This is a genomic window from Lysobacter sp. ESA13C (assembly GCF_019970005.1).
Classification (GTDB): Bacteria; Pseudomonadota; Gammaproteobacteria; order Xanthomonadales; family Xanthomonadaceae; genus Lysobacter; species Lysobacter antibioticus_B.
In genome coordinates, this window is record NZ_JAHXYK010000010.1 from 21,651 (window position 1) to 47,683 (window position 26,033).

The 26,033-nt window shown below is 68.1% G+C and carries 27 protein-coding genes and 1 tRNA gene; 17 read left to right on the plus strand and 11 right to left on the minus strand.

Features of this window, described 5'->3' with window-relative positions; genetic code table 11:
* The first annotated feature begins 197 nt into the window (after nt 1-197).
* From LC490_RS18455 to upp, 4 genes are all read left to right on the plus strand, one after another.
* On the plus strand, nt 198-1,697 hold the full coding sequence (locus LC490_RS18455) for an aminotransferase class III-fold pyridoxal phosphate-dependent enzyme (RefSeq protein ID WP_031372936.1): 1,500 nt from the start codon (nt 198-200) through the stop codon (nt 1,695-1,697).
* Nucleotides 1,698-1,729: 32 nt separating this feature from the next.
* On the plus strand, nt 1,730-1,972 hold the full coding sequence (locus LC490_RS18460; protein WP_031372935.1) for a hypothetical protein: 243 nt from the start codon (nt 1,730-1,732) through the stop codon (nt 1,970-1,972).
* A 10-nt stretch (nt 1,973-1,982) separates the two neighbouring features.
* The gene (locus tag LC490_RS18465) at nt 1,983-2,336 is read left to right on the plus strand and encodes a hypothetical protein (protein ID WP_031372934.1); all 354 of its coding nucleotides are present in this window, start codon (nt 1,983-1,985) and stop codon (nt 2,334-2,336) included.
* 217 nt (nt 2,337-2,553) lie between these two features.
* On the plus strand, nt 2,554-3,189 hold the full coding sequence (gene upp / locus LC490_RS18470) for a uracil phosphoribosyltransferase (RefSeq protein ID WP_057917399.1): 636 nt from the start codon (nt 2,554-2,556) through the stop codon (nt 3,187-3,189).
* A 118-nt stretch (nt 3,190-3,307) separates the two neighbouring features.
* Here upp and LC490_RS18475 read toward each other — a convergent pair whose 3' ends face one another.
* From LC490_RS18475 to rsmD, 8 genes are all read right to left on the minus strand, one after another.
* Nucleotides 3,308-4,069, minus strand: a complete 762-nt coding sequence (locus tag LC490_RS18475; RefSeq protein WP_161786133.1) for a TMEM43 family protein — start codon at nt 4,067-4,069, stop codon at nt 3,308-3,310.
* On the minus strand, nt 4,066-4,965 hold the full coding sequence (locus tag LC490_RS18480) for an MBL fold metallo-hydrolase (RefSeq protein ID WP_031372931.1): 900 nt from the start codon (nt 4,963-4,965) through the stop codon (nt 4,066-4,068). Before LC490_RS18480 ends, LC490_RS18475 begins: the two co-directional genes overlap by 4 nt.
* Nucleotides 4,966-5,128: 163 nt before the next feature.
* Nucleotides 5,129-5,716, minus strand: coding sequence for a hypothetical protein (locus LC490_RS18485; RefSeq protein ID WP_223621143.1), 588 nt, complete (start codon nt 5,714-5,716; stop codon nt 5,129-5,131).
* A gap of 103 nt (nt 5,717-5,819) precedes the next feature.
* Nucleotides 5,820-7,532, minus strand: a complete 1,713-nt coding sequence (gene ggt, locus LC490_RS18490; protein WP_223621263.1) for a gamma-glutamyltransferase — start codon at nt 7,530-7,532, stop codon at nt 5,820-5,822.
* A gap of 56 nt (nt 7,533-7,588) precedes the next feature.
* Nucleotides 7,589-7,837, minus strand: a complete 249-nt coding sequence (locus LC490_RS18495; protein WP_031372928.1) for a YfhL family 4Fe-4S dicluster ferredoxin — start codon at nt 7,835-7,837, stop codon at nt 7,589-7,591.
* A 290-nt stretch (nt 7,838-8,127) separates the two neighbouring features.
* Complete coding sequence (locus LC490_RS18500) at nt 8,128-8,622, minus strand: hypothetical protein (protein ID WP_031372927.1); 495 nt, start codon at nt 8,620-8,622, stop codon at nt 8,128-8,130.
* Nucleotides 8,623-8,651: 29 nt separating this feature from the next.
* Nucleotides 8,652-9,155, minus strand: coding sequence for a pantetheine-phosphate adenylyltransferase (coaD, locus tag LC490_RS18505; RefSeq protein ID WP_031372926.1), 504 nt, complete (start codon nt 9,153-9,155; stop codon nt 8,652-8,654).
* An 89-nt stretch (nt 9,156-9,244) separates the two neighbouring features.
* Nucleotides 9,245-9,871 (minus strand): 16S rRNA (guanine(966)-N(2))-methyltransferase RsmD, encoded by a 627-nt coding sequence (gene rsmD / locus LC490_RS18510; protein WP_223621144.1) that lies wholly within the window; start codon nt 9,869-9,871, stop codon nt 9,245-9,247.
* A gap of 77 nt (nt 9,872-9,948) precedes the next feature.
* On the opposite strand from rsmD, the gene ftsY reads away from it, so the two are divergent.
* The 6 genes from ftsY (at nt 9,949) to LC490_RS18540 (ending at nt 14,878) form a co-directional block, all read left to right on the plus strand.
* Complete coding sequence (ftsY, locus tag LC490_RS18515) at nt 9,949-11,280, plus strand: signal recognition particle-docking protein FtsY (protein WP_223621145.1); 1,332 nt, start codon at nt 9,949-9,951, stop codon at nt 11,278-11,280.
* Nucleotides 11,281-11,294: 14 nt separating this feature from the next.
* Complete coding sequence (locus LC490_RS18520) at nt 11,295-12,641, plus strand: hypothetical protein (protein WP_223621146.1); 1,347 nt, start codon at nt 11,295-11,297, stop codon at nt 12,639-12,641.
* 38 nt (nt 12,642-12,679) lie between these two features.
* Nucleotides 12,680-13,795 carry an A/G-specific adenine glycosylase gene (gene mutY / locus LC490_RS18525; protein ID WP_223621147.1) on the plus strand — a complete coding sequence of 372 codons (1,116 nt, stop codon included), beginning with the start codon at nt 12,680-12,682 and terminating at the stop codon, nt 13,793-13,795.
* Between the two features lie 67 nt (nt 13,796-13,862).
* Nucleotides 13,863-14,132, plus strand: coding sequence for an oxidative damage protection protein (locus LC490_RS18530; protein WP_031372921.1), 270 nt, complete (start codon nt 13,863-13,865; stop codon nt 14,130-14,132).
* A gap of 129 nt (nt 14,133-14,261) precedes the next feature.
* Nucleotides 14,262-14,516, plus strand: coding sequence for a hypothetical protein (locus LC490_RS18535; RefSeq protein WP_031372920.1), 255 nt, complete (start codon nt 14,262-14,264; stop codon nt 14,514-14,516).
* A 104-nt stretch (nt 14,517-14,620) separates the two neighbouring features.
* Nucleotides 14,621-14,878, plus strand: coding sequence for a DUF6289 family protein (locus LC490_RS18540; protein WP_031372919.1), 258 nt, complete (start codon nt 14,621-14,623; stop codon nt 14,876-14,878).
* A 90-nt stretch (nt 14,879-14,968) separates the two neighbouring features.
* Here LC490_RS18540 and LC490_RS18545 read toward each other — a convergent pair whose 3' ends face one another.
* Nucleotides 14,969-15,667: an N-acetyltransferase gene (locus LC490_RS18545; protein WP_223621148.1), complete on the minus strand. Its 699-nt coding sequence runs from the start codon at nt 15,665-15,667 to the stop codon at nt 14,969-14,971.
* A gap of 727 nt (nt 15,668-16,394) precedes the next feature.
* On the opposite strand from LC490_RS18545, the gene LC490_RS18550 reads away from it, so the two are divergent.
* Nucleotides 16,395-18,542, plus strand: a complete 2,148-nt coding sequence (locus LC490_RS18550) for a DUF11 domain-containing protein (protein WP_223621149.1) — start codon at nt 16,395-16,397, stop codon at nt 18,540-18,542.
* A 555-nt stretch (nt 18,543-19,097) separates the two neighbouring features.
* Here the strand turns inward: LC490_RS18550 and LC490_RS18555 are convergent.
* Together LC490_RS18555 and LC490_RS18560 are read right to left on the minus strand one after the other, a co-directional pair.
* The gene (locus LC490_RS18555; protein ID WP_223621150.1) at nt 19,098-19,352 is read right to left on the minus strand and encodes a hypothetical protein; all 255 of its coding nucleotides are present in this window, start codon (nt 19,350-19,352) and stop codon (nt 19,098-19,100) included.
* 358 nt (nt 19,353-19,710) lie between these two features.
* A tRNA-Phe gene (locus LC490_RS18560) sits at nt 19,711-19,786 on the minus strand.
* Between the two features lie 170 nt (nt 19,787-19,956).
* Here LC490_RS18560 and LC490_RS18565 point away from each other — a divergent pair.
* The 6 genes from LC490_RS18565 (at nt 19,957) to LC490_RS18590 (ending at nt 26,025) form a co-directional block, all read left to right on the plus strand.
* Nucleotides 19,957-20,400 carry a DUF6491 family protein gene (locus tag LC490_RS18565; RefSeq protein ID WP_057919981.1) on the plus strand — a complete coding sequence of 148 codons (444 nt, stop codon included), beginning with the start codon at nt 19,957-19,959 and terminating at the stop codon, nt 20,398-20,400.
* 545 nt (nt 20,401-20,945) lie between these two features.
* The gene (locus tag LC490_RS18570; RefSeq protein WP_223621151.1) at nt 20,946-21,263 is read left to right on the plus strand and encodes a hypothetical protein; all 318 of its coding nucleotides are present in this window, start codon (nt 20,946-20,948) and stop codon (nt 21,261-21,263) included.
* A gap of 148 nt (nt 21,264-21,411) precedes the next feature.
* Complete coding sequence (locus LC490_RS18575; RefSeq protein ID WP_223621264.1) at nt 21,412-21,876, plus strand: LEA type 2 family protein; 465 nt, start codon at nt 21,412-21,414, stop codon at nt 21,874-21,876.
* A 127-nt stretch (nt 21,877-22,003) separates the two neighbouring features.
* On the plus strand, nt 22,004-23,794 hold the full coding sequence (locus tag LC490_RS18580; RefSeq protein ID WP_223621152.1) for an acyl-CoA dehydrogenase C-terminal domain-containing protein: 1,791 nt from the start codon (nt 22,004-22,006) through the stop codon (nt 23,792-23,794).
* Between the two features lie 160 nt (nt 23,795-23,954).
* A complete protein-coding gene (locus LC490_RS18585; RefSeq protein WP_081930556.1) occupies nt 23,955-24,668 on the plus strand; it encodes an HNH endonuclease in 714 nt (237 codons plus the stop codon).
* A gap of 142 nt (nt 24,669-24,810) precedes the next feature.
* Nucleotides 24,811-26,025 (plus strand): hypothetical protein, encoded by a 1,215-nt coding sequence (locus LC490_RS18590; protein ID WP_031370369.1) that lies wholly within the window; start codon nt 24,811-24,813, stop codon nt 26,023-26,025.
* Nucleotides 26,026-26,033 lie beyond the last annotated feature (8 nt).

Consider the following 26,033-nt stretch of genomic DNA (forward strand, 5'->3'; position numbering starts at 1 on the left):
TTCTTGCGCGCACCGCGACTGCGATCTTTCGTTGTTCCTTACGTTGTATGGGTGTGAGAGATGGCGCTTGGCGGCAATGCCGCTGCAACTGCGAGCGTCCAGCCATGAAGGCGGACCGGTCTCCCATGTGATGAAGCCTTCGGCCTCGGCCGAAAACCGGAGAGGCCGCGCATATCGCCGGCCTGTGGAGATTGACGATGAACAACCTGCTCAGCCAACTCGCGCCGCTGCGCGCTCATGCCGGCAAACGCCGCACCGTCGGCCTGGACGACGACACCGTCGCCCGCTTCGCCGTGACCCACCCCGAACTCGGCGAAGCCATCGCCGCGGCCGCGGCCGAGTACGCCCTGATCCGCGACCTGCACGCCGACCTGCTCGACCTCGACGAGGATGCGCAGATCCAGGCCGTCCAGGCCGGCTACGTCAATTTCTATCCCGACGACGGCGTCAATCCTTATGTCGCCCTGACCGCGCGCGGCCCCTGGGTGATCACCCTGAAGGGCGCGGTGCTGCACGACTCCGGCGGCTACGGCATGCTCGGCTTTGGCCACACCCCCTCGGCGGTGATCGCGGCGATGGCCAAGCCGCAGGTGATGGCCAACATCATGACCCCGTCGCTGTCGCAGCTGCGCTTCGAGCGCGCCCTGCGCGGGGCCATCGGCACCACCCGCGGCGAGTGCCCGTACGAGCGTTTCTTCTGCCTCAACTCCGGTTCCGAATCGGTGTCGCTGGCCGCGCGCATCGCCGACGTCAACAGCAAGCTGATGACCGACCCGGGCGCGCGCCACGCCGGCCGCGCGATCAAGCGCGTCGTGGTCAAGGGCAGCTTCCACGGCCGCACCGAGCGCCCGGCGCTGTACTCGGATTCCTCACGCAAGGCCTACATCCAGCACTTGGCCAGCTTCCGCAACGAAGACTCGGTCATCACCGTCGAGCCCTACGACGTCGACGCGCTCAAGAAGGTGTTCGCCGACGCCGACAGCAACGGCTGGTTCGTCGAGGCGATGTTCCTGGAGCCGGTCATGGGCGAAGGCGACCCCGGCCGCGGCGTGCCGCCGGCGTTCTATGCCGCCGCCCGCGAGCTGACCCGCAACCACGGTTCGCTGCTGCTGGTCGATTCGATCCAGGCCGGCCTGCGCGCCCACGGCGTGCTGTCGATCGTCGACTACCCGGGCTTCGAAGGCCTGGAAGCGCCGGACATGGAAACCTATTCCAAGGCGCTCAACGCCGGTCAGTACCCGCTGTCGGTGCTCGCGGTCGGCGAACGCGCCGCCTCGCTGTACCGCAAGGGTCTGTACGGCAACACCATGACCAGCAACCCGCGCGCCCTCGACGTCGCCGTCGCGGTGATGGAACACGTCACCCCGGAACTGCAGGCCAATATCCGCAACCGCGGCGCCGAGGCGATCGAAAAGCTGGAGAAGCTCAAGAGCGAACTCGGCGGCCTGATCACCAAGGTCCAGGGCACCGGCCTGCTGTTCTCGTGCGAACTCGCCCCGCAGTTCAAGTGCTATGGCGCCGGTTCGACCGAAGAATGGCTGCGCGAGCGCGGCATCGGCGTGATCCATGGCGGCGTCAACTCGCTGCGCTTCACCCCGAACTTCACCATCGGCAGCGACGAGATCGAACTGCTGGTGTCGATGGTCGGCCGCGCCCTGCGCGAAGGCCCGCGCGCGCACCAGGCTGTCGCGGCCTGATAGGCTTGGTCCATCCCAACTGAGGTCGCGGAATGATTCGTTTGTCGAACAAGGACACCGGCGCCGACATCGGCGAGATCAGCGAAGAGGAATTGCAGATCCTCGTCGCGGCGCTGGAAGAAGAAGACAGCAAGGACCAGAACTACTTCATCGACCACGCCACCGTCGACATGATCGAGATCGATCATCTCAATGCGGGCTCGCTGATCACCGTGCTGCGCGCGGCCATCGGCGACAGCGACGGCGTCGAGATCCAGTACGTACGCACGGCCTGAGGCCGAACGCATGTCGGCCGCGGCCACGCCGCGGCCCGACTTGCGCCCCGTCATGGCGCTCGACCTGATCCAGGCCCGGCACGAACGCGAGGCGCCCGCCTCGCGCAAATCGTTCGCCATCGACCTGCCCTTCCACCAGCAGTTGATGGCCCGGGCGCTGCCGCACCACGAGTATCCGCTGCTGCGCAGGCTGCACGACTACCTCGCCGACGCCGAGATCTCGTCCTGCGAACTGGCGGATCTGCATGCCGAACTGAAGCGGCTCGAGGCCCGGTTCACCGACCCAGCCGAGATCCGCGGATTTTCGCTGTTCGTCGCCCAGGTGATCGCCGACGGCGACAACCTCTACGCCGTCGCAGACTGAGTTCTCCCCGCTGGCCGCCGGAAGCCAGCGGCCGGAACCTCGCTTCGCCCCGCTCGCAGCGCAAGCAGCGCCACCTTGACGCCCGCGTCGCCGCCATTTCCTTCACCGCGGTGAGCGCGAACGCCTGCATCCGCCTGCGCCACGCTTGCGCCCCGCCCTTCAACCATCAATGCTTGCGGCCAAGACCGCCCGGCAAACACCCGCATAAAGGCCGCTCATGAAAATCGTCGAAGTCCGCCACCCGCTCGTGCAGCACAAGCTCGGCCTGATGCGCCGCGCCGACAACAGCACCAAGTCGTTCCGCGAACTGGCCTCGGAAGTCGCGACCCTGCTGACCTACGAAGCCACCGCCGACCTGGAAACCGAGGAGGCCGTGGTCGAAGGCTGGGCCGGGCCGGTCGTCACCCGCCGCATCAAGGGCGCCAAGGTCACCCTGGTGCCGATCCTGCGCGCCGGCCTGGGCATGCTGCCGGGCGTGCTGGAACTGATCCCGGCAGCCAAGGTCGGCGTGGTCGGCCTGCAGCGCGACGAGCAGACCCTGCAACCGGTCGGCTACTACGAAAAACTCACCGGCCGCATGGAAGAGCGCACCGCGCTGATCCTCGACCCGATGCTCGCCACCGGCGGCAGCCTGATCGCGACCGTCGACCTGCTCAAGGCCGCCGGCTGCAAGCGCATCAAGGGTCTGTTCCTGGTCGCCGCACCGGAAGGCCTGAAGGCGCTGGAAGCGCGCCATCCCGACGTCGAAGTCTTCACCGCTTCGGTCGACGAACGCCTCAACGAAGTCGGCTACATCCTGCCCGGCCTCGGCGATGCCGGCGACAAGATCTTCGGGACCAAGCATTACGCTTGAGCGTTGTCGCAAGCGGGATCGCGCCCCGCCACGCGTGCCGGGGCAACTCGGCGCGTATCGCCGTCGATGCACTGCTCGCACTGCGTAAGCGCCCGTTGCAGCGAAGGCCGCTGCGCCCTCAAGACGTCTTGCGCTGGCGCCGCTTGCGCAACCGGTACAGCAAGATCAGGGCGAACCCCACCGCGGTGGCGAACCAGGCCGGCGACCAGCGGCCGTCGTCGCGGTCGAGCGAGGCCGCCGCATTCGGCTCGCGCGCGGGCGCGGCGTTCAAGGCCGCCGCGGCGGCTTCGGGGCGCAAACGCCAACTGCCTTCGCGCAATTCCAGCTTACCTTCCAAGGGCGGCAACCGCAGCTCGCGCCAGCTCACGCGCAGATCGCCGATCTGCGGGTCGAGCGGGTTCTCGGCACTGCCGAGGCCGTCGCCTTCCGGCTGAAAGGTCGCGGCGAGGTTCGCCGGCAGGCGGCTGAAATTCGGACGGAACAAACGCCACTCGCCGACCGCGCGCAGCACGTCGGGGCGGATCGGTTTGCCGTCGAGGGTCGCGGCGTCCGCCCACCAGCGCTTGTTCTCCAGGGGCAGGCGCGAGGGATTGACGTGCCCGGCCGAGAACTTCGAGGAATCGATCGGCGCCGCGTTCCAGACCCGCTCATAGCCCTCGCCGACCGAACGCCACTGGTACATCTCGACCCGACGATCCAGGCCGAACTCGCGCGTTTCCACGCCGAAGTCGCGATCCAGCAGGCGTTTGCCGCTGCGCGGCTCGCCGAGCGGTTCGCCCGGGTCTTCGGCTTGGGCGACTGCCGTGCCCGCGAACACGCACATCGCCAGCAAGGCGATGGCGTACGCGGCCAGCGCCGCCCGGCGCCGGCGGCCGCTCACGCAGCCCATGCGGCCAGCGTCCGCGCCTGCAGTTCGGCGACTTCGTGCGCGGTGCCGAACTTGCCCTTGTCGTCGCGCACGACCTGGGCCAAGGCGCATTCGGGGTCGTGGGTAAAGAACAAATGCACGTTGCGCGCGAGCTTGTCGCTGAGGAAGCTCTTCTTCTCGTCGATCAGCAGCTCGGCGTTGCGGTCGTAGCCCATGGTGATCGGCACGTGCACCCACGGCCGTCCGGGAATCAGGTCGGCGCAGAACACCACGCCGCCGTGCGGTTCGCCGCCGACACTGTCGGGGCCGACGATCTCGGCCAGCATCAGCCCCGGCGTGTGGCCGTCGCTGTAGTGGAAACGCACGCTGTCGCCGAGCAGCCTGGAATGCGCGCCCTCGACCAGCTCGAGCTTGCCGGTGGCTTCGAGCAACCCCGGCAACTCGGGAATGAAACTCGCGCGATCGCGCGCATGCGGGTGAAGCGCGCGTTCGTAGTGCTCGCGCCCGACCAGATAGGACGCGTTCGGAAACAGCAGGCGCGGCGCCTCGCCTTCGGCCCACGGCGCCAGCAGGCCGCCGGCATGGTCGAAATGCAGATGCGACAGCACCACCACGTCGATGTCCTCGGGCGCGAAACCGGCGCGCGCCAACGATTCGAGCAGGACATGGCGGTCCTCGACCACGCCGTAGCGCTCGCGCAGCTTGGGCTCGAAGAAGGCGCCGATGCCGGCCTCGAACAGCACGGTCTTGCCGTTGAGCGGACTGGCCAGCAGGGCCCGGCAGGCCAGGGCGATGCGGTTGTGCTCGTCGGGCGGCGACCACTTGGCCCACATCGCGCGCGGCGCATTGCCGAACATCGCGCCGCCATCGAGTTTCTGCGAGTTGCCGAGGATCGACCAGAGCTTCATGTCTGCACCGCCCGTTACGGGCACTGGCGAAGGATGGCTCGATTTTACTGCGCAAACGCAGGCATCGGGCCGGAATGCGGCGAAGCCGCGGATCGTGGACAGGCGCCGCTCACGCTGTGCAGCGGCCGATGATGGGCAGGCGCCGCCACCGCGCCTGCGGCCGTCATTGCGGCGTGGTGACGGTGGCGAAGTGGAAAATGAACTCGCCGTCGCGGCCGTCGCCGGCGACCACGCGCACCGGCGCCAAGGGCCGCTCGGCCAGCAGGGTGGCGCTGCCGCTGACCGCGGCCTTGCTGATCAGCCCGGACGAGCGTCCGTTGATCTTGACCAGCATTTCCTGCCCGGCCACCAGCACCACCCGCCCGATCGAGGGGTCGGTCGGACGCGGCGTGACGATGCGCTCGGCTTCGCTGTCCAGGTAATCGCGCGACGGCAGCGCGAACAGATCCTGGCCGCCGGCGCTGACGTCGAACGACCAGGCCGTGCTGCCGTTGGTGCCGTCGTTGACGACTTCGATCTTCTCCAGGGTCAGCAGCACCGTGTAGCGGGCCGGCGCCTGCGGCGCGGCCGGCTTGACCGGAGCGGTCGCGACCGGCTGCGAGGGCGCGGCCGGTGTCGTCGGCTTGTCCTTGAGCCCGCCGATCTCGCGCACGTTGTTGATCAGGGTGGTCAGGGCCACGAGGAAAGCGACCAGCGCGATCGAGATCGCAGGCACGCGGGTATACCAACGCTTGTCGTTGTCGTCGCTCACTGCCCTGTCCCCTGTCGCTTCGTGCTGACGCCGTCCATGCCGCGAAATCTACTGCACCGCACCGCCGTCGCGCCATCGCGGCGGCCGTTTCGCAGACGCCGCCTCAGGGCTTGTTCGGCTGCACCTCGGCCTGGCCGACCGGATTGCGCGGATCGGTGCCGCCGGACAAGGTGTTGGCGCGCTTGTCCCACATCACCGTCTGCAGGTTGCCCCAGGTCGATTCGCCGGCGTTGACCTTGTGGCCCATGGCCTGGAGCTTGGCGACGGTGCCGGCATCGAGCGCGCCGGCTTCGGCCGAGATCGCGTCCGGCATCCACTGGTGATGGATGCGCGGTTGCGCGGCGACCTGCTGCGGTTGCAGGCCGGCGTCGTAGGCGAGGATCGCCAGCAACACCTGGGTGATGATGCGGCTGCCACCGGGCGCGCCGACCGCGACCACGCGATTGGACGATTCCAGGAAACTCGGCGTCATCGAACTGAGCATGCGCTTGCCGGGTTCCGGTGCGTTGGCTTCGAAACCCATCACGCCGAACGCGTTCGGCGTGGCCGGGCGCAGGGCGAAGTCGTCCATTTCGTTGTTGAGCAGCACGCCGGTGCCCGGCGCGACCAGGCCCGAGCCGTACAGCAGGTTCACCGTCTGGGTCGCCGAGACGCGGTTGCCGTCGCCGTCGATGATCGAGAAATGGGTGGTCTCGTCGTCTTCCAGCGGCGCCGGCTGGCCCGACAGCAGATCGCTCGGCGTGGCCTTCTCGGGATGGATCGTCGCGCGCAGGCCGGCGGCGTAATCGGCGCTGGTCAGGCGCTTGATCGGCATCTTCACGAAATCCGGATCGCCCAGATAAATCGTGCGGTCGCGATAAGCGCGGCGCATGGCTTCGGCGAGGATGTGGGTGCGGTGCGCGGGATCGAGCTTGGACAGGTCCCAGCCCTGCAGCACCTGCAGAATCTCGGCCAAGGCCACACCACCCGAGGACGGCGGCGGCGCGGTGACGATGTCCCAACCGCGGTACTTCAAACGCAGCGGCTCGCGCTCGCGCACTTTGTAACCGGCCAGTTCCTCGGCGCGCCATTGGCCGCCTTCTTCTTTGACCGAGGCCAACAGCTTGGCGGCGACGTCGCCGCGATAGAAACCATCGAAGCCTTTCTCGGCCAGCAGCTCCAGGGTGCGCGCCAGATCCGGCTGCTTGAGGGTCTCGCCGGCTTTCGGCGGCGAACCGTCGGCGAGGAACACCTCGCGCGTGCCGCGGTAGCGCTCCATCACTTCACGGCGGCTGCCGTAGCCCTTTTCCAGGCGCGGGTAGACCTCGAAGCCTTCGCGCGCGATGCGGATCGCCGGCGCCAGCGAAGTCTTCAGCGGCAGCTTTCCGTAGTTCTGCGCCAGGTGCACCAGCGCCGCCGGCAGCCCAGGAATGCCGGCCGACCAGGGGCCGTTGGTGGCGCGGTCGCGGTTGAGTTCGCCCTTGTCGTCCAGATAAGCCGCCGGCGTGGACGCGGCCGGCGCGGTCTCGCGCGCGTCGACGAAAATGTCGCGATTGCGCTTGGCGTCGTGCAACAGGAAGAAACCGCCGCCGCCGATGCCCGAGCTGATCGGCTCGACCACCGACAGGGTCGAAGACACCGCGATCGCGGCGTCGAAGGCATTGCCGCCGGCACGAACGATTTCCAGGCCGGCCTGGGTCGACAGCGAATGCGCGCTGGCGATCGCGGTGCCGGGCGGATGCGCGGCCGCGCTGGCCGTCGCGGCGGCGCGCGCGGGCGCGCGGGCGCCGCCGTCGGCGCACAACGCGGGCGAGGCGATCAGCAGCAGGGTGGCCATCAAGCAGATGGGAGACTTCAGACCGGCCCGCAGCCGCAACGCCTTGCGCATCGTGTTCACTCCTGCTGTAGACGCCGCAGCTTGTCCAGCAATTGCGGCTCGGTTTCGACGTGGTTGGGGTCCGGGTCGATGCATTCGACCGGACAAACGACCACGCATTGTGGTTCGTCATAGTGCCCGACGCATTCGGTGCAACGCGCCGGATCGATCACATAGATCGTTTCGCCCTGGGAGATGGCCTGGTTCGGGCAGGCTGGCTCGCAGACGTCGCAGTTGACGCAGAGTTCGTTGATCTTGAGCGACATGGGCACTGGTCGCCGGCGAGCCGCGGGGTCGCATTGCCGGCATGGAGCTCGCAGTGTAGGGCTTGGGCGTCCGCCGGCATAGCCGAGCGCCGGGACGCTGCGTGTCGCGGACATGGCCGCGAATGTGCCGCGGCCTGCCGCCCTACCCGGCCCGACTGCCCGGGCCGATCGGGCCAGACCGGATTTCCCCGCCCACAAACGATTCGAGCCGCTTGCGCGGCTCGAATCGATGGCTCCGGCCGCGCTGGGCGGTCCGGAACGCCCCGGCCGACTCAGCGGCCGGGCCTGAATCACTTGGCTTCGACGAACACGTAGTTGACCGACGATGCCGCCACCGCGGTCTTGACGCGTTCGTTGTCGGCGGCGTCGCCGATGAAGATGAACTTGACGCCCTTCATCGTGGTCGGCTCGACCTTGGCGAACGAAGCGACGACCAGATCGGCGGTCTTGGCCGAGTTCGGCGAACCGAACGCCACCAGGTTGCCTTCGAGGATGCCGCGCGACAGGTCGGTCTGCGCCTTTTCGAGCATGCGCTCGTAGTCGCCCTGGAAGGTCGGCGCTTCCGGCGCCGGCAGCACGTAGACGTAGGTGCTGCCGCTGACGCCGTCGAGATTGCGCTGGACGACGTCGGTCAGGTAGGCGTTCCAGGCGTTTTCGTCGCTGGTCTTCGGCGCCGGCAGCGCGGCGGTCTCGGCCGCGGCTTCCTTCTTCTCCTCTTTCTGGCACGCGGCCACGAACGGCAGCGCCAGGCAGGCGATCAGCAGCAGGCGGGAGGAAGTTTTCATCGTTTGCCCCTTGGATGTTTGTTTGGTGGTCAGTGTTTGTTGCGTTGCCACTCGGCCTGCAGCGCGTCGACCACGGCCGGCGGCACGAAGCCGGAAACGTCGCCGCCGAGGCGGGCGATTTCGCGCACCAGCGAGGACGAGATGAAGCCGTACTGCTCGGCCGGGGTCAGGAACAGAGTCTCGACCTCCGGGATCAGGTGCCGGTTCATGCTCGCCAGCTGGAATTCGTATTCGAAGTCGGACACCGCGCGCAGCCCGCGCAGCAGCACGCCGCCGCCGACCTGGGCGACGAAATGCGCCAGCAGCGAGTCGAAACCGCGCACTTCGACGTTGGGCTGGTGGGCGACCGCCTTGCGGGCCAGCTCGACCCGGGTCTTGAGCGGCAGCGCCGGCCCTTTGCCCGGGCTCTCGGCCACGCCGATGATCATGCGTTCGAACAATGGGGCGGCGCGGTCTACCAGGTCGATGTGACCGTTGGTGATCGGGTCGAACGTGCCGGGATAGACGGCGATTCGGTTGCGGGCCGAGCTCATTCGATGGTCGTTCGCTGCTGGAATGACGGGGAGCGGGAAGGCCGCCCCGCCGGATGCGGCGCAGTGTAGCAGCCGCCCGCCGGGCCCGGTCAGGACGCCAGGCGGCGGTACACGGCGTAACGGACCTCGCGGGTGGCGCCTTCGCGATGCAGCAGCCAGTCGCCGGGCAGGTCGATCGCCGCATCGGCCGGCGATTCGACGTACAGCCAGGCCGAAGGCGCCAGCGTCGGCAACAAGACCGGCCAGACCGTGTTCCACAAACCGGCCGCGAACGGCGGGTCGACGAAGGCCAGGTCGAAGCCCGGCGCGCCCTCGCCCGCCCGCGGCTGCGCTGCGAGCCAGGCCAGGGCATCGGCCTGCGCGACGGTGGCCGCCTCGCCGCCTTGCAGGCGGGCGGTCAGCGCGCGCAGCTCGGCGGCCAGCGCGGGGTCGCGTTCGACCAGTACCGCCGAGGCGGCGCCGCGCGACAGCGCTTCCAGGCCGAGCGCGCCGCTGCCGGCGAACAGGTCGAGTACGCGCGCGCCCGGCAGCACCGGCATCAGCCAGTTGAACAAGGTCTCGCGCACGCGGTCGGAGGTCGGGCGCAGGCCCGGCGCATCGGCCACGGCCAGGCGGGTGCCGCGCCAACGCCCGCCGATGATGCGGACCTTGCCGGTCGGGGCGGCGCTGCGCGAGGCGGCGGAAACGGGACGCGGGCCGCGCTGTGGAGTCTTCATCGGGGGCGCCTGGAGGCCGGTGCTAGCATGTGCACATTCTCGCGCATCCTCGCGCCTTCTCGCCCCCAGCCTCCCGAATGGTCAGTTTTTTTCGCCGCAAGAAACCCGAAACCGCCGGCGGAAGCTCGTCTTCCGAGCGCCGTTTCACCACCGAAGAGCTGGCCGCCGCGTTTCCCAGCGCGCGGCCCGAGCCTGCCGCACCGCCGGCCGAAGCGCCCGCAGCGACGCCCGCCGCGGTCGAGCCGCCTGCGCCGCAGCCGCCTGCCGCCGCACCGCCTGCCGTCGAACCGGCTCCCGTCAAGCCGGCTCCCGTCGAACCAGTTGCCGTCGAGCCGCCGGTGCCGGCCGAAGTGCTGGCCGCCGCGCTCGAAGTCGAGCCGCCCTTGCCCGTGGCGCCCGCGGCAACACCGGTAACCGCATCCACCACGGTCATCTCGGTACCTGGCGAATCCGCCCCGGCCGACTACATCGACAAGCCCGCCGCCGCCGCGGGCAAGTCCGGCTGGCGCGAGCGTTTGCGCGGCAGCGTGTTCGCGCGCAGCTTCGGCGGCCTGTTCTCGCGCAACCCGCGCCTGGACGACGACCTGCTCGACGAGATCGAAACCGCGCTGATCACCGCCGACGTCGGCGTCACCGCCACCACCCAGTTGGTCGAAAGCCTGCGCAAGCGCATGAAGTCGCGCGAGTTCGCCGACGCCAACGCCCTGCTCGCGGCTTTGCGCACGGACCTGATCGCGATGCTGCAGCCGGTCGCCAAGCCGCTGGTCATCGATACCCAGGCCAAGCCTTTCGTGGTGCTGACGGTCGGCGTCAACGGCGTCGGCAAGACCACCACCATCGGCAAGTTGGCCAAGCGTTTCCGCGACGAGAACCGCCCGCTGATGCTCGCCGCCGGCGACACCTTCCGCGCCGCCGCGGTCGCGCAGTTGCAGGCCTGGGGCGAACGCAACGGCGTGCCGGTGGTCGCCCAGGGCCAGAACGCCGATGCCGCCTCGGTCGCGTTCGACGCCTTGCAGGCGGCCAAGGCGCGCGGCACCCAGGTGCTGATCGCCGACACCGCCGGCCGCCTGCACACACAACAGGGGCTGATGGCCGAACTCGGCAAGATCCGCCGCGTGCTGGCCAAGGTGGACACCACCGCGCCGCACGAAGTGCTGATGGTCATCGACGGCACCACCGGCCAGAACGCGCTGTCGCAGTTGCGCCAGTTCCACGCCGCGGTCGGTGTCACCGGCCTGGTGGTGACCAAGCTCGACGGCACCGCCAAGGGCGGCGTGGTGTTCGCGCTCGCCCGCGAGTTCGGCATTCCGATCCGTTTCGCAGGCATCGGCGAACGCCCCGAGGATCTGCGCGTGTTCGATGCCGAGGCCTTCGTCGACGCCCTGTTGCCTGAAGCACTGGGCGGCTGAGGCGCGGCCTCGCCATGCCCGCGACGACCACGGCCGCCCCGGCGCGCCGTTCGCGCAAGCGGATCGCGATCGTCGCGATCGTGCTGTTGGTCGCCGCGCTCGCCCTACGCTGGGTGTCGCAGCCCAGCCAGGTCAGCGGCATCTTGCTGAGCCAGGTCGGCAAGCCGCTGGGGCTTGAGCTCAGCGCCAGCGGCGCCAGCGAATACCGCTTGCGCGGCACGCCGATGCTGGTGGTGCGCGACCTGGTCGTACGCCAACCCGGTGCGGCCGCGCCGCTGCTGCGCGCCGAACGCGTCTATCTCGCCCTGCCGTGGCGCACGATCCGCGCCGCCGGCGCCGTGCTCGACGTGGAACGGGTCGAACTCGATGCCCCGCAACTCGATATCGCCGCATTGCAGCGCTGGCTGGCGACACGTCCGCCTTCGACCGAACCCTTGCGTATGCCGAGCCTGAGCGACGGCTTGCGCATCGTGCGCGGCCGCGTCGTCGGCGTGGGTTGGTCGATCGAGCAGATCTCGCTGTCCTCGCCCGAATTGCATCCGCAGCGGCGGCTGCGAGCGCGCATCGGCGGACGCGTGCTCAGCGATGGCGTGCAGGTTCCGTTCGATCTCGCCGCGACGCTGCAACGTCCCGCGCTGGCGCGTGGGCTCGGCCTGTCCGGCGGCGTCAGTGTGCAGGCCAAGGATTGGGCCCTGCCGATGCGGATCCGCCTCAGCGCCCTGTTGCATTCGGGCGACGACGGCCTCGGCCTCGATCGTCTGCGCCTGGGCGCCCACGCGCGCTACCGCGCCGGCGACACCGATCTGCCGTTCGTGTTCGGCCTGGCCGGGCCGCTGCGCTATCGCGATGCCGCCTTGTCCCTGGCGCCACTCGGCGCCGCTTTGCGCGGCAAAGATGCGATCCCGCAGCTCGACGCCAGCGGGCGCTTCGCCTTCGGCGATGGCATGCGACTGCATCTCGACGGCGTACTGGCGCAATGGCCCGAAGCCTGGCCCGCGCTGCCGCCACCGTTGGGGCAGTCGAAATCGCCGTTGCCGTTCGTGCTCGACTACGACGGCCCGGCCGATTTTTCCGGCGACAGCGCGCTGCGCCTGCAACGCGACCAGACTCGCTTCGATGGCCGCTTCCGCCTGCCGGCGGTATTGGCCTGGGTCGACGCGAGCGCACAAGGCTCGCTGCTGCCGCCGTTGAGCGGCCGCTTGAGCACACCGCGGATCGAAGTGTCCGGCGCCACGCTCGAAGGGGTCGAGATCGAAATCGAACAAGATGACGACGCGACGACGACGCCAGCCGCCGCTCCGCCGACGGCAGCGCCATCCCAACCCGCGCCGAAGCCGGCCGCGACTCGCCCGCTCGAATGAAGTCACCCGTATGAAGTCATCTGCATGAAGTTACCTGCATGAAGCAGCGCGCAACGAAACCACGCACGGGCAAGACCGCAGCGGTGGCCGCAGCCAGCAACAGCGCCGACGCCGGCGACGACGCCTACGCCAGCCGCCTGTTGGCCTGGTTCGACGTCAGCGGCCGCCACGACCTGCCTTGGCAGCATCCGCGCACGCCGTACCGGGTGTGGCTGTCGGAGATCATGCTGCAACAGACCCAGGTCAAGACCGCGGCCCCGTTCTTCGAGCGTTTCGTCGACACCCTGCCGACCTTGCCTGCGCTGGCCGCAGCCTCGCTGGATACCGTGCTCGGCCTGTGGTCGGGTCTGGGCTATTACGCTCGCGCGCGCAATCTGCATGCGACCGCCAAGCTTTGCGTCGAACGCCACGGCGGCGACCTGCCGCGCGATATCGATGCCCTCACCGCGCTGCCCGGCATCGGCCGCAGCACCGCCGCGGCGATTCTTTCGCAAGCCTGGGACGACCGCCACGCCATCCTCGACGGCAACGTCAAACGCGTGTTGAGCCGTTATCACGGCATCGCCGGTTATCCGGGCCTGCCGGCGATCGAACGCCAGTTGTGGGCGCTGGCCGAATCGCATCTGCCGCATGCGCGCATGACCGACTACACCCAGGCGCAGATGGACCTGGGCGCGACCCTGTGCACGCGCAGCGACCCGTCCTGCATCCTGTGTCCGCTGCAACACGATTGCGTCGCGCGCATCGAAGGCCGAGTCGCCGAACTGCCGACGCCGAAGCCCGGCAAGGTCGCGCCGCAACGCCACGCACAGGTACTGTGGCTGCTCGACCGCAAAAACCGGGTGCTGTTGCAACGCCGTCCGCCGGCGGGCATCTGGGCGTCGTTGTGGACCTTGCCGCAAAGCGACGACGAGGACGGCGCGGCGCAATGGTTCGCCGCGCACGTCAGCGGCGAGTTCGCCGACGGCGAGGAACTGGCGCCGATCGCGCACGCCTTCAGTCATTACAAACTCGAACTGCAGCCGCGGCGCTGGCGCCCGGTCGCCTTGCGCAACGGCGTGCGCGACAATGACGACCTGCGCTGGTTCGAACGCGCCGAACTCGCCGTCCTCGGCATTCCGGCGCCGATCCGCAAACTGATCGAATCGCTGTAACGCCGCGCCGATGCGGGCGACCGCAGCGACGCTCCCCCACATTCCACTACCGTCCAGGACTTTCCCCATGAGCCGCACCGTTTTCTGCGAGTACGAACAACGCGAGGCCGAAGGCCTGGATTTCGTGCCCTGGCCCGGCGAGTTGGGCAAGCGCGTGTTCGCTCATGTCGGCAAGCCGGCCTGGGCCGCATGGCTTGCGCACCAGACCATGCTGATCAACGAGAACCGGCTGTCGCCGCTCGACCCCAAGCACCGCGCCTTCCTCGAAGGCGAAATGGAGAAATTCCTGTTCGGCGGCGGCGCGGCCAAGCCGGACGGCTACGTGCCCGAAGCCTGATCCGCATCAGGAAGCCCGTCACGATTCCGACTTCGCAGCCGTGGCCTGCGTCGCGGCGATGCGCCGGTTTCGTGTAGAACCGGGGGACTCCGGCTTATCCGGAGCCCACAGGCACAAGGGAGAGTCCTGATGTTCCAGTCGAAGAAGCAGCTCAAGAAGAAGTCGCTGTTCCTGCTCGCCGCCGGCATGCTCGTCTCGCTGGCCGCAATGGCCCTGCCGCACGCCGGCCCGGGCGAGAGCTACACCTTCACGTTCTACTCCGACGCATCGCGCACGGTCGAAGTCGGCGGTCGTTCCTATGGTTACTGCGGCGAGCCCTTCCAGTGGGGCCGCATGACCTCGTACTCGACCTACTACAAGACCACCTGCCACCCGCTGCCCTGACCGGCCGCCTCGGCCGCTCACTGCGCGAATCACAGACCGGTCCAGCCCGCCGCGAGCGGGCTGGATCCGCTGCGCGCCGCGCACGGGCCTCAAGGAGAACTCCGATGTCCGCAACCAGCAAACCGCTGAAGAAGAAGCTGTCGTTGTTCCTGCTCGCGGCCGGTATGGTCGTGTCGCTGGCCGCCGCCGCACTGCCCTATCCCGGCCCCGGCGAAGGTTATGTCTTCACCTACTACTCCGACGCGACCCGCACGGTCGAAGTCGGCGGCATGGGCTACGGCCATTGCGGCGAGCCCTTCCAGTGGGGCGAACGCACCCGCTACTTCACCTATGCCAAGAGCACCTGCGGTTGGGAGCCCTGAGTCGATGCGCTCGGCGCATCGACACCGCGTTGATCCGCGACACGACGAAGCCCACCGCATGCGGTGGGCTTCGTCTTTATGGCGACGCGATCAATGGCCGCCGTCGATGCCGAACGCAGGCGGATACACCACTTCGCCCGCTTCGCCGCTCAGAGCGCCCTCGACCAATTCGAGTGCCATGAACGACTCGCCCGCGAACGGCGCCGCGAGTTTGCTCGCCAGGGCCGCGGAGAAACCGAAGCGCGGGTAGTAAGCGGCATGGCCGAGTACTACGACGGCTTCGCACCCCAGCGCTTTCGAACGCGCGAGCCCCTCGCGGATCAGCATCGAGCCCACTCCACACCGCTGGTATTGCGGCAGCACCGATACCGGGGCGAGGCACAACGCATCGACGAGGCGTCCGTCGACGACGACATGCAGGGTGGTGAACATCACATGCCCCACTACTCGCTCGCCGCCGATGGCGACCAGGGACAGCCGGACCAATCCGTCCGCACGCAGGCGTGCGATCAGTTCGGCTTCGTCGTGGCCGGCGAAGGCCGCGCGGGTGACGGCATCTACACCGGCATGATGCCCGGCATTTTCCAGTTCGATTTGCATGGATTTCTCCTGCCCGCACGCGGGCTCGTGGCGACAGACCCGACTGAACATCAACAGGCTCAACATGTCGGCCTCCGATGCTCGTGTCGCGGGGGCGCTATCCGTCGCCAAGGAATGCTGAGCGATGACGGCAACCCGTTGCAGGGTTTCGAGCACGGCCGCGCAGGCAAGACCGAAGTCCTGCAGCATGGCGGGCGCGCGCAGGAGGCGTCGCGGCAAACGATGGCGATGGCGATGAAGTCCGCGCCGACGGCGCGGCGATGGCGGATGGCTCCACCTTGAGCGGACGCGCACAGCGCGCGCCGCATTCTTTGCGAAATAGTCATGTCTGATGTCGGTTGCAGCCGAAACGGACGCGGCGGCGCGCATTCGCTTTGCGCGAATGGCGAACGAACTCGGCGCGTCTACCCACCTTCGCGAAGCGAAGGGTTTAGCGGGTGGCTACACTCTCAGACATGTTGTCCCTCTGGGCCCGCCGGATAGCGGTGATACGGGGACGCGCACCGTAGTGTGCGAACCGCGCGGGTGTCAAATCGCGCACATCCGCGCTGCAAGGATCGCGCCCTTGTCCTGGCCCCCTTCGTTCGCTGCCGCCGACCTCGGCACCGAATGCCGTCGGCCGTACTCGCGCCGTACAGGCCGGGTTTCGGCAGCCCCCGATCGAGCAAGACCCGTGCGGTTCGCCACGGGCCTTCGGGGCTCTCAACCTTACTCAGGGTCAGAAACTGACCATCAGCGGCAGGTTTGCGAGCTCGCAATAAGGGGGCTTGCGCGGTCAGCGGTCCGCTCCCATGGCCCGACATGAAAGCGATTTCCTGAAAAACTGTGATGGATGGCACATTTTTTGCGACCTGCATCACATTGGCGGCGCCCCAGCTCGAACAGGCGCCCGAAGCCTCGCAAGGATCGTCTACGAATGTTGGCAAAATTTTTGGCCCCCCTATGCCTGTTCGCCCTCTCGGCAGCCGGGGTCGGCACCGCGCATGCCCAGGCCGGCATCGGCGTCCAGGCCGGAGCCTCTCCGACCGGCACCATCGGCACCAATAAAGGCGACGTCGGCTCGGGCGCCCTGCAGTGCCAGGCGGGCACGATCGTCCGCGGCGGCTATCACCGCGACAAGTCGATGAGCGCCGGAATCAGCTCGACCCGCGGCATGACCAATCGCGTGGGCCTGTACTGCGGCGGCATCACCACCAATGGCGTTACCGTCAACGTGGTCAACCGCAATCCGAACGGCACCCCGGACGTACTGTCGGGCACCTATGCCGAGCCCGGCACCGAGGTCACCAACTACTGTCCGGCCAATCAACTGGTACACCAGTTCGGCGGCTGGGACCGCGAATGGTCGAGCGGCCAATACCCGCCGTGGTCCTCCTCGTTGAACCTGGTCTGCCGCCCGCTCACGCTCGACGCCAATTCCTGGGTCCGCATGACCACCGGCGCCTCGACCAGCGTCGAAGTCGGCGTGCGCGAGACCATGGCCGGCCAACCCGCCCACGTCGCGCGCGGGCCGTTCTGCAGCAACACTTCGACCACGCTGGTCTCGGGCCTGTACATGCAGGCCGGCGGCGAAGGCTACGACGGCATCAACGTGTATTGCGGCACCCTGCTGCAGGCACGCCACTCGGCGATCCTGAGCTTCACCGATTTCGCCTGGAACCAGACCCGCGGCGGCAGCGGTTGGCTGGTCAACCTGACCCAGGGCGCGACCTTGCTCGACAACGGCGCCGGCACCACCGGCGCCGGGCGCACCCCGCATGCCAATGCCGCCGCCAACCTCAGCACCGTGCAGACCGCGAGCGAGATCTACGTGCTGCCCGGCAGCAACTACCGCGCAGCGATCAGCCAGCGGCCGGGCGACATCGCCGCCAATACCTTCGTCACCAGCGGCACCTGCCTGACCGGCATCGCCTTGCTCAACGAGCAAGACCAATCCTGCACGCTCGACGTCACCGGCTTGCCCGACATCGCGGTGACGCTTACGACCCCCGCGCCGGCCTACAGCAACTACGGCCAGTTGCAGAACATCGTCCTGACCGCCACCAACCTCGGCCCCGGCGCGACCGACGGCAACGACGGCTTCACCGTGGTCGCGACCCTGCCCGCCGGCTGGACTGCGGGCACCTTGCCGGCCAACTGCACCGCCAATGGCGCCAACACCATCGTCACCTGTGCGCTCAACCCGACCCCGCTCGCGGCCTCGGCATCGCCCGGCGCCAACGGCGGCACGGTCAGCTTCACCATTCCGGTCACGGTCAATTCGCCGACCCTCAGCGGCACCTATACCGCCAACGCCGCGCTCGGCCGCAGCGTGCCGGACGGCGACGGCGACCCGACCAACAACGACTTCAATACGGCCAACGACACCGCCAGCGGCCCATTGGTGTTCCAGAAGCAACCGATCCTGCGCCTGCGCAAAACGCTGCCGCTGGGCCGCTTCGTCGATGCCGACCAGTTCGCGCTGAGCATCGCCGGCACCGGCGGCCCGGCCACGGCGACGACCACCGGCACCGGCAACACCGCGACCGGCGAGGCCTTGCTCACGACCGGCAGCATCGGCTCGGCCTACACCCTGTCCGAAACCGGCGCCGCCGGTGCGAACCTGGCCAACTACACGACCAGCTATACCTGCACCAACGCCCGCGCCGGCGGACAAACGCCGAGCGGCAACGGCAGCAGCTTCAGCCTCACGCCGGTGGCCGGCGACGACCTGACCTGCACGCTCTCCAACACGCGCGCGCCGCTAGCCGATCTGGTGATCACCAAGACCAATACCCCGGGCTCCGGCCCCAACGATCAGAGCGGCGACAGCGTAGCCCGTGGCGCAACGACCCTGTATTCGATCGTGGTTACCAACAACGGCCCCGACGCAGTCACCGGCGCGATCCTGCGCGACCCCATCGCGAACCGCAGCAATTTGAGTTGCACGACCCCGCCGACTTGCAGCGGCAGCGCCTGCCCGCTTACCCCGATCACCCTGTCGACGCTCGACACTGGGGTAACCCTCGGCACCTTGGCGAACGGCGCCAGCATTACGGTGACCTTGAGCTGCACGGTGAACTGAGGCGACGGCCTGCGGCCAGAGACGAAAGGCGAAGCGCCGCGACTTTCCGCGTTTCGTTTTCGTTTTCGCTTTTCGCGTTTCGTCTCTGCGCCTTCGGCCAGCGACAGCGACAGCGACAGCGATGATGCGCCCATAGCGGGCGCGTCTACGCAAGTGAATCCCCGCGCAGGCGTCGAGCGACCCGAAGAACGAGGCGTGCCGCTGGCGCTCAAGCCGCCACAGCCTTTCGAGCAGTCGCCGTCATGTTGCTGGCGGGCCTTCGTTCCCTGAAGGCCCCTGCCGTGTGGAAACAACTACCGAGGGAGGGCCACACGTTGCCAGCCTGGCCAGCTTGGCGATTTGGCCGGCGCTGCGCAGTCGGCGGGCACCGCACCGAAGGGTCGGATTTCCCCTACCCACCGTAAGGGCAAGGCCATCGTCGCTACAGGCCGAGGTTTTTGCACAGACACCTCGCCTCGCAGCCGTCGCCGAATCATGTCCTTTCCGCGGCAGGACAGGACGGTCGAATCCAGTTGAACGGCGCACGAGGCCGGGTCCCGTGGCCGCTGCCGGCCCTCATGGCCGACCGATCAGCGATACGAGGATCATCGCCAAACCGATGATCAACAAAAGGTAGAAGTAGCGATCGACACGAGTGCGATAAGACGCCGCGGTATCCCGCAGTTTCTTCGCATTGTCTGCATAGCCCGCGTCCTCGTGAGCGTCGGCGAGCGAATCGAAGCTCGATGCGCCGCCACGGCCGAAGAAAAACCTGAGAATCACGGCGAAAACGATCATGGCTACGCCGCCGCCGAGAAATTCTTCGAGCATCTCGCACCCAGTCCTTTAGTCGATCGGCACATCGTGATGCCGAGCGGCTTGCCCAGAGTTCGTCATGCGACCGTTGCCGGCCAATACCGGGCTCGGCCGGGCGCTCTGTCCGGGTCCGCTTCGATCTGCGCGATGAAGGACCGGATAGACGGAACACGCCGGGCATCGGCCGACGCGCCTTGATGGAGTCTGGCGGCTTGCGGTCGCGAGTCGGCGTTCGCTGTCGGCACCTGTCGCCGAAGCATCCGGCGAAAGGCGCTGCGCGCATCGAAAGAACCGTCGCGTTCGACGCCGGCACGAGCATGGCCGCGCCACAAAAACCAAGGGCCTAGCGCGAACGCTAAGCCCTTGATGCAAATGGTGGCCGGGGAGGGAATCGAACCCCCGACACGGGGATTTTCAATCCCCTGCTCTACCAACTGAGCTACCCGGCCGTTCTTTCACGGTGCGCCGTGAGAGGAGCGGGATGATACGGATGCCGATGGAATCTGGCAAGCCTCATCGGCGCTGAACGAACCACGAGCTCGATGCGACGCTCCGCCACGGCCGGCGCATCATGTCGGCCTAGCCCGCAATGGCGGCCCGCGCCGCCGAGGAGTGGATCATGAAACGCCTTGTTCCGGCCGCTCTCGCCCTGCTCTTGCTGAGCGCCTGCGCGAGCAATCCCAAGATGGACGATGCGCAGCGCCTGGCGCTGTATCGCGCGCATGCCGCCGCGCCCGTCGACAGCTTCCAGTACTTCGGCCGCATCGACGGCTGGACCCCGCTCGGCGACAGCGCGCTCGCGGTGTGGACCAAACCCAACCAGGCCTATCTGCTCGAACTGCAAGGCCGTTGCCCGGACCTCGACTTCGCCTCGGCGATCAGCGTGAGCAATCAGATGGGCCGCGTGCATTCGCGCTTCGACAAGGTCACCGTGCTCGGCCGACAGTCGATCAAGATGCCCTGCTTCATCGGCCGCATCCTTCCGCTCGACGTCAAGGCGATCAAGCAGGCGCAACGCGACATGCGCGAAGCCGGGACGATGCCGGAAGATCCGAAGCCCTGATGTTGTGAAGTCGGTGGACGCGCGGCTTCGCATCGCGCTTAAGCGGCGTTCGATCGAACGCGCGGATGGGCGCGAGCGAACGCATGCACCCGTTGCGAACAGGTTCTCGCACATGTCGCCGGCCACGAGCGGACGGCAACGCACCGACGTTTAGGCGCTGCAGCGCCAACCGGCGCCCGGCGACGCCGCCCACGATGATTCGCATCCGGGCCTCCGCAGTCCGCCCTCGCCGCCCTCGCCCGAGGCCGCCTGCAGCCGAACGTGACCGGGGTCAGAAAAATCCTACACGGCGCCGCGCGTTCGACCTACTGCGCCGGACCGCGCCCAGGTCCAATCTGTACTCGCCCCGGCAGCACGGTCGATGCGATGACACGGATGCCGCTCAGCAACGGATTAAGGCCGTCACCTTGAGCAGGTGAGCCAGCGGAGTCGGGGCTACTCTTTGCAAGTGTTGGGGAAGTGGGCATGCACGGCGAAACGGAGTTCGCACCGAGGGCCAGGACGGCCAGTCGGTTTGTGCCGCGTGGTCTACGTGGGATTCGTGCATGAAGGCAGCATCGGTGGTCCAGGACATGCTCCACGAGCTGCCTCGCTATCTCCTCGTACTGGCCGCCGTCTCGGTGCTGGCTTTGCTGGCCCAGGCGGCGGCGCCTTCTTCCCCGCTTACCCCCTCGCCCCTGGCCTCGCCCGATCCCTCGCCCAAGCTCTCGCCGCTGGCGGGTGGCCGCGACGCGCGCCCGGCGCCGAATTCCCAATCCTCGCTCGCCCATCGGGGCGACAGGCTGCGCGCAACGGCGGGCCAGCCCCTCGAACCGGCCGCAACCGCATCGTCCGCGCACGGCGAATCCCGCGCAGCCCGCTGAGCCCGCTGAGCCCCGGCGCCGGGCTTTACCGCAGCGCTCCGCCGGCATTCCGTCCGCCGGCACCACCACCCTGACGACGCCACCATTCGCCGTAGTATCCTCGCGGTTCTCATCACGACGGAGCGGCGGCATGAAAGCAGGGTCCTGGATGCGTCTGTTCGGGCTGGCGCTCGCCGCCGCCTTGCTCGCCAGTTGCGGCGGCGGACAGGTCCGCCGCGTCTCCGAACCCGCCGCCCGCATCCAGCAACTGACCGTGCGCGCCAACGGCAGCTGGGCGGTCGAGGTGCGGATCGAGAACTTCAGCAGCATCCCGATGCGCTTCGACCGTTTCGACCTGCAGCTCAAGCTCGGCGAGGACATCGCCGGCCAGCTCCAGGCCCAGCCGGCGGTTTCGATCGGCCCGGAATCGGCCGACGTGGTCACCGTCAATCTGACCCCATCCGGCGCGGCCAAGATCGCCATCGCCGACGCCCTGTCCGGCGGCCGCAGCCTGGCCTACAGCCTCAAGGGCGACATCGCCGCCACCCCCGACGAAGCCAAGCAACGCATCTTCACCATCGAGCGCAGCAGCGCGCTGAGCCCGGCGCCGGGCTTGCCCGGGGTGATGCGTTAAAGCCGGGATTTGGGAGTGGGGATTCGGGATTGGCGAAGGCGTATAGCGCCGCCCCTTTCCGCATCGTCACTCCGACCGGCTCAGCTGTTGCGAATCCCGAATCCCCATTCCCGAATCCCGGACCATCATGAGCACCTATAAAGCCCCCCTCGCCGACATGCGTTTCGTCCTGTTCGACGTCCTCGGCGCCGAAGCGCAGTTCCAACGCCTGGGTTACTCCGACGCCACCCGCGACGTGCTCGACGCCGTGCTCGAGGAAGGCGCGCGCTTCAACGAAACCGTGCTCGCTCCGCTCAACGCCATCGGCGACCAGATCGGCTGCAGCCACGACAAAGCCACCGGCGCGGTCACCACGCCGCCGGGCTTCAAGCAGGCCTATACCCAGTTCGTCGAAGGCGGCTGGTCCGGCCTCACCGCCGAGATCAAGTTCGGCGGCCAGGGCCTGCCGCACGCGGCCGGCGTGCCGCTCAAGGAAATGATCGACGCGGCCAACCTGGCCTGGGGCAATTTCCCCCTGCTCTCGCACGGCGCCACCGAAGCCTTGCTGCACCACGGCGAGGAATGGCAGCAGGAAGTCTTCCTCAAGCCGCTGGTCGAAGGCCGCTGGACCGGCACCATGTGCCTGACCGAGCCGCATTGCGGCACCGACCTGGGCCTGCTCAAGACCAAGGCCGAACCGCAGGCCGACGGCAGCTATTCGATCAGCGGCACCAAGATCTTCATCACCGCCGGCGAGCACGACCTCACCGACAACATCATCCACCTGGTGCTGGCGCGCCTGCCCGACGCACCGGCCGGCAGCAAGGGCATTTCCTTGTTCATCGTGCCGAAGATCAAGGTCGCGCGCGACGGCAGCATCGGCGAGGCCAACGCGGTGCGTTGCGGCAGCCTCGAACACAAGATGGGCATCCACGGTTCGGCCACCTGCGTGATGAATTTCGACGGCGCCCAGGGCTATCTGATCGGCCAGCCGCACAAGGGCCTGATGGCGATGTTCACCATGATGAATACCGCCCGCCTCGCCGTCGGCCTGCAAGGCCTGGGCCTGTCCGACCGCGCCCTGCAGAACGCGTTGCGCTACTCGCGCGACCGCCTGCAGATGCGCGCGCTGTCGGGCGCGAAGTTTCCGGAGCTGCCGGCCGATCCGATCATCGTCCACCCCGACGTGCGCCGCATGCTGCTGACCTGCAAGGCGCTGGTGGAAGGCGGCCGGGTGATGGGTTACGACGCCGCACTGCAGGTCGACATCGCCCACGCCAGCGGCGACGAGAAAGAACGCGCCGAAGCCGATGCGCTGATCGGCTTCATGACCCCGATCGTCAAGGCCTGCCTCACCGAGTGGGGCGTGGAATGCACCTACCACGCGCTGCAGTGCTTCGGCGGCCACGGCTACATCGCCGAGCACGGCATGGAACAGCTCGCCCGCGACGCCCGCATCACCACCTTGTACGAAGGCACCACCGGCATCCAGGCGCTCGACCTGCTCGGCCGCAAGGTCATGCAGCTACAGGGCGCCGGCTTGCGCGTGATGCTGGAGAAGATCGAACGCTTCTGCGCCGACAACGAAGGCAATGCCGCGATCGCCGAATTCATCGGCCCGCTGCGCGCCAAGGCCGGCGAGTGGCAGCAGCTGACGATGGCCGTCGGCAAGCGCGCCGCCGCCAACCCCGACGAGGTCGGCGCGGCCGCCTACGACTACCTGATGTACTCGGGCTATGTCTCGCTGGCCTACTGGTGGGCGCGCAGCGTCGCCGCGAGCGAGGCCTCCTCGCAGTCGGCGCGCTTCAAGACCGGCAAGCGCGAAACCGCGCGCTTCTACTTCGCCCGCCTGTTGCCGCGCAGCCAGGCCCACGCGATCGCCATCGGCGCCAGCGTCGAGACCCTCACCGGCCTGGACGCAGAAGCGTTCGACGTCTGAGGCGTCGCCCCGACGATGCGGTTCCGCCGGCCGGCTCCGGCGGAACCGTAGTTTCTACGGCATTCGATCCAGACCAGGCCGCCCCTTCGGACCGGGCGCGCGACCCTTCGCCATCGCAACTACCAAAATCGTCATCAAACGGGTATAAGCTGGATTCCCGATGGAGACCGATAGAGCGAAGATCCGCCTGGTCCGAACCGGAACCCACGCTGAAATGCTTCAGCGTGAGCCGGATGCCACCGGCGTCCCCGATCCTTACTCGCCTTGGGCCGGTCCCCGCGCGGTTCCGCGCAACGCTCTCGAACGACTCAACTCCGTGCGGCTGCTGTCGCTCGATGCGCATGGCCGCGTGCTCGACTGGATGAACTGGCAGGAAGCCAGTTGTCTGTACGTGCGCGGCGCGGTCGCCTGGACCTTGGGCGACCCCTGCTTGGAAGTGCACGGCGGCACCAACCGCCTGACCGGCGAACGCAGCGTGCTCGAACTGCATCCGATCGTCGCCGCGCGCGGCCACGCCCGTCCGAGCGCGCTCGACCCGACCCCGGCCCTGACCAACGCCGCGCTGTTCGCGCGCGACAGCCACCTGTGCATGTACTGCGGCCACGACTTCCACCGCCCGCACCTGACCCGCGACCACGTCGTCCCGGTGTCCAAGGGCGGTCGCGACATCTGGGAGAACGTGGTCGCCGCTTGCTTCCAATGCAACTCGCGCAAGGGCAACCGCACCCCACAGCAGGCCAGTATGCCGCTGCTCGCGGTGCCGTATCGCCCGAGCTGGGTCGAGCATCTGATCCTGTCCAACCGCAACATCCTGGCCGACCAGATGACGTTCCTGAAAAACCAACTGCCGAAGAACGCCCGCCTGAACGCATGAAGGCGTGAACCCCGTCGCAGTATTGAGGCAATAGCCCCGGCCGGGGTGCCGAATAAGGGTCATAAACGACGTATAGCGCGCGTTGACGACAATCCAGTCGTCCCGGACACTCGTCGCAATCGATTTCGTGGACACCTCACAGATGCCTTTGACCCTCGGTCTGACCGGCATGGACCCGGCGACGGAGTCCGCCTTGCAGACGGCCTTCAAGGTCGCCAATGCCCAACTCGGCGGTCACTGGACTCTGCTGCCCGAACAACAGGCCCACTTCGTCGTCGTCGACATGGACAGCATGTACGGCCCGATGAGTTGGCTGCGCCTGCATGCGACCGGCAAGTCGGTGATCGCCCTGACCGCGGCGCAACGCACCCAGGCCGATTTCCTGCTGTCGCATCCCTTCACCAGCGATTCGATCTCCAAGCTGCTCGGCGAGATCGCCTTGCAGTCCGGCCAGGCCCTGCCGACGCCCTCCCCGGCACCCGCACCGGCGACGGTCGAGATCCCGAAACAGCCGCTGACCGACCCGACCGCGGCTCTGCCCGAGGTCGTCGTCGAACTGCTGCAGACCGACCGCGCCCAAGCCAACGCGGCGGCGGCCAAGGCGGCGGCGCAGCAAGCCACACCCGCCCCGGCCGCGACGAATGCACCTGCGCCGGCGGAACCTGCTCTGGCGCCCACGCCGATTCCTGCCGTGGCTCCGGCGGCCGTACCGGCGCCAGTGACCGACGCAATCAGCATCGCCGCGAGCGCTATGCCTGCGACCACGCTCACTCCGACCGGCCCGACCATCACCGCACGCGGCGACGGCCTGCTCGACTGGCTGGTGCCCGGCCGCCTGCGCGGCCTGTTGCGCGTGGCCCAGGGCAACGATCGCTTGTTGATCGACGCCGACCAGCGCAAGTACCACGGCCCGGCCGCACTCAAGCCGCTGGCCGACTGGTTCGACCGCGGTTTCGCCGCCTCCGATTTCGAAGTCGTGCCAGCCGCGCAGTGGGAGACCGCCGCTAACGAACTCGGCGCCCCGATGCCGCTGACGCGCCTGGTCTGGTTCGGCAACCTGCTCGCCGGCCAGGGCCGCCTCGCCCCGGGCTACGACCCGCAGCGCCGCTACCGCATGACCAAGTGGCCGCAGACCGAACGCGAGTATCCCAAGCACTTCCGCATCGCCACGGTGATGATGAAGGCGCTCGCGACCGTGGCCGAGATCGCCGAAGCCAGCGGCGTCACCGAAGCCGAAGTCGCCGATTTCATCAACGCCAGCCTCGCCACCGGTTTCGCCGAGCCCGAGGGCGACCCGACTCCGGTCGAGCCGGCCAAGTCCAGCGGCGGCCTGTTCGGGCGTTTGCGCGGCCGCTGAGCCGCGCC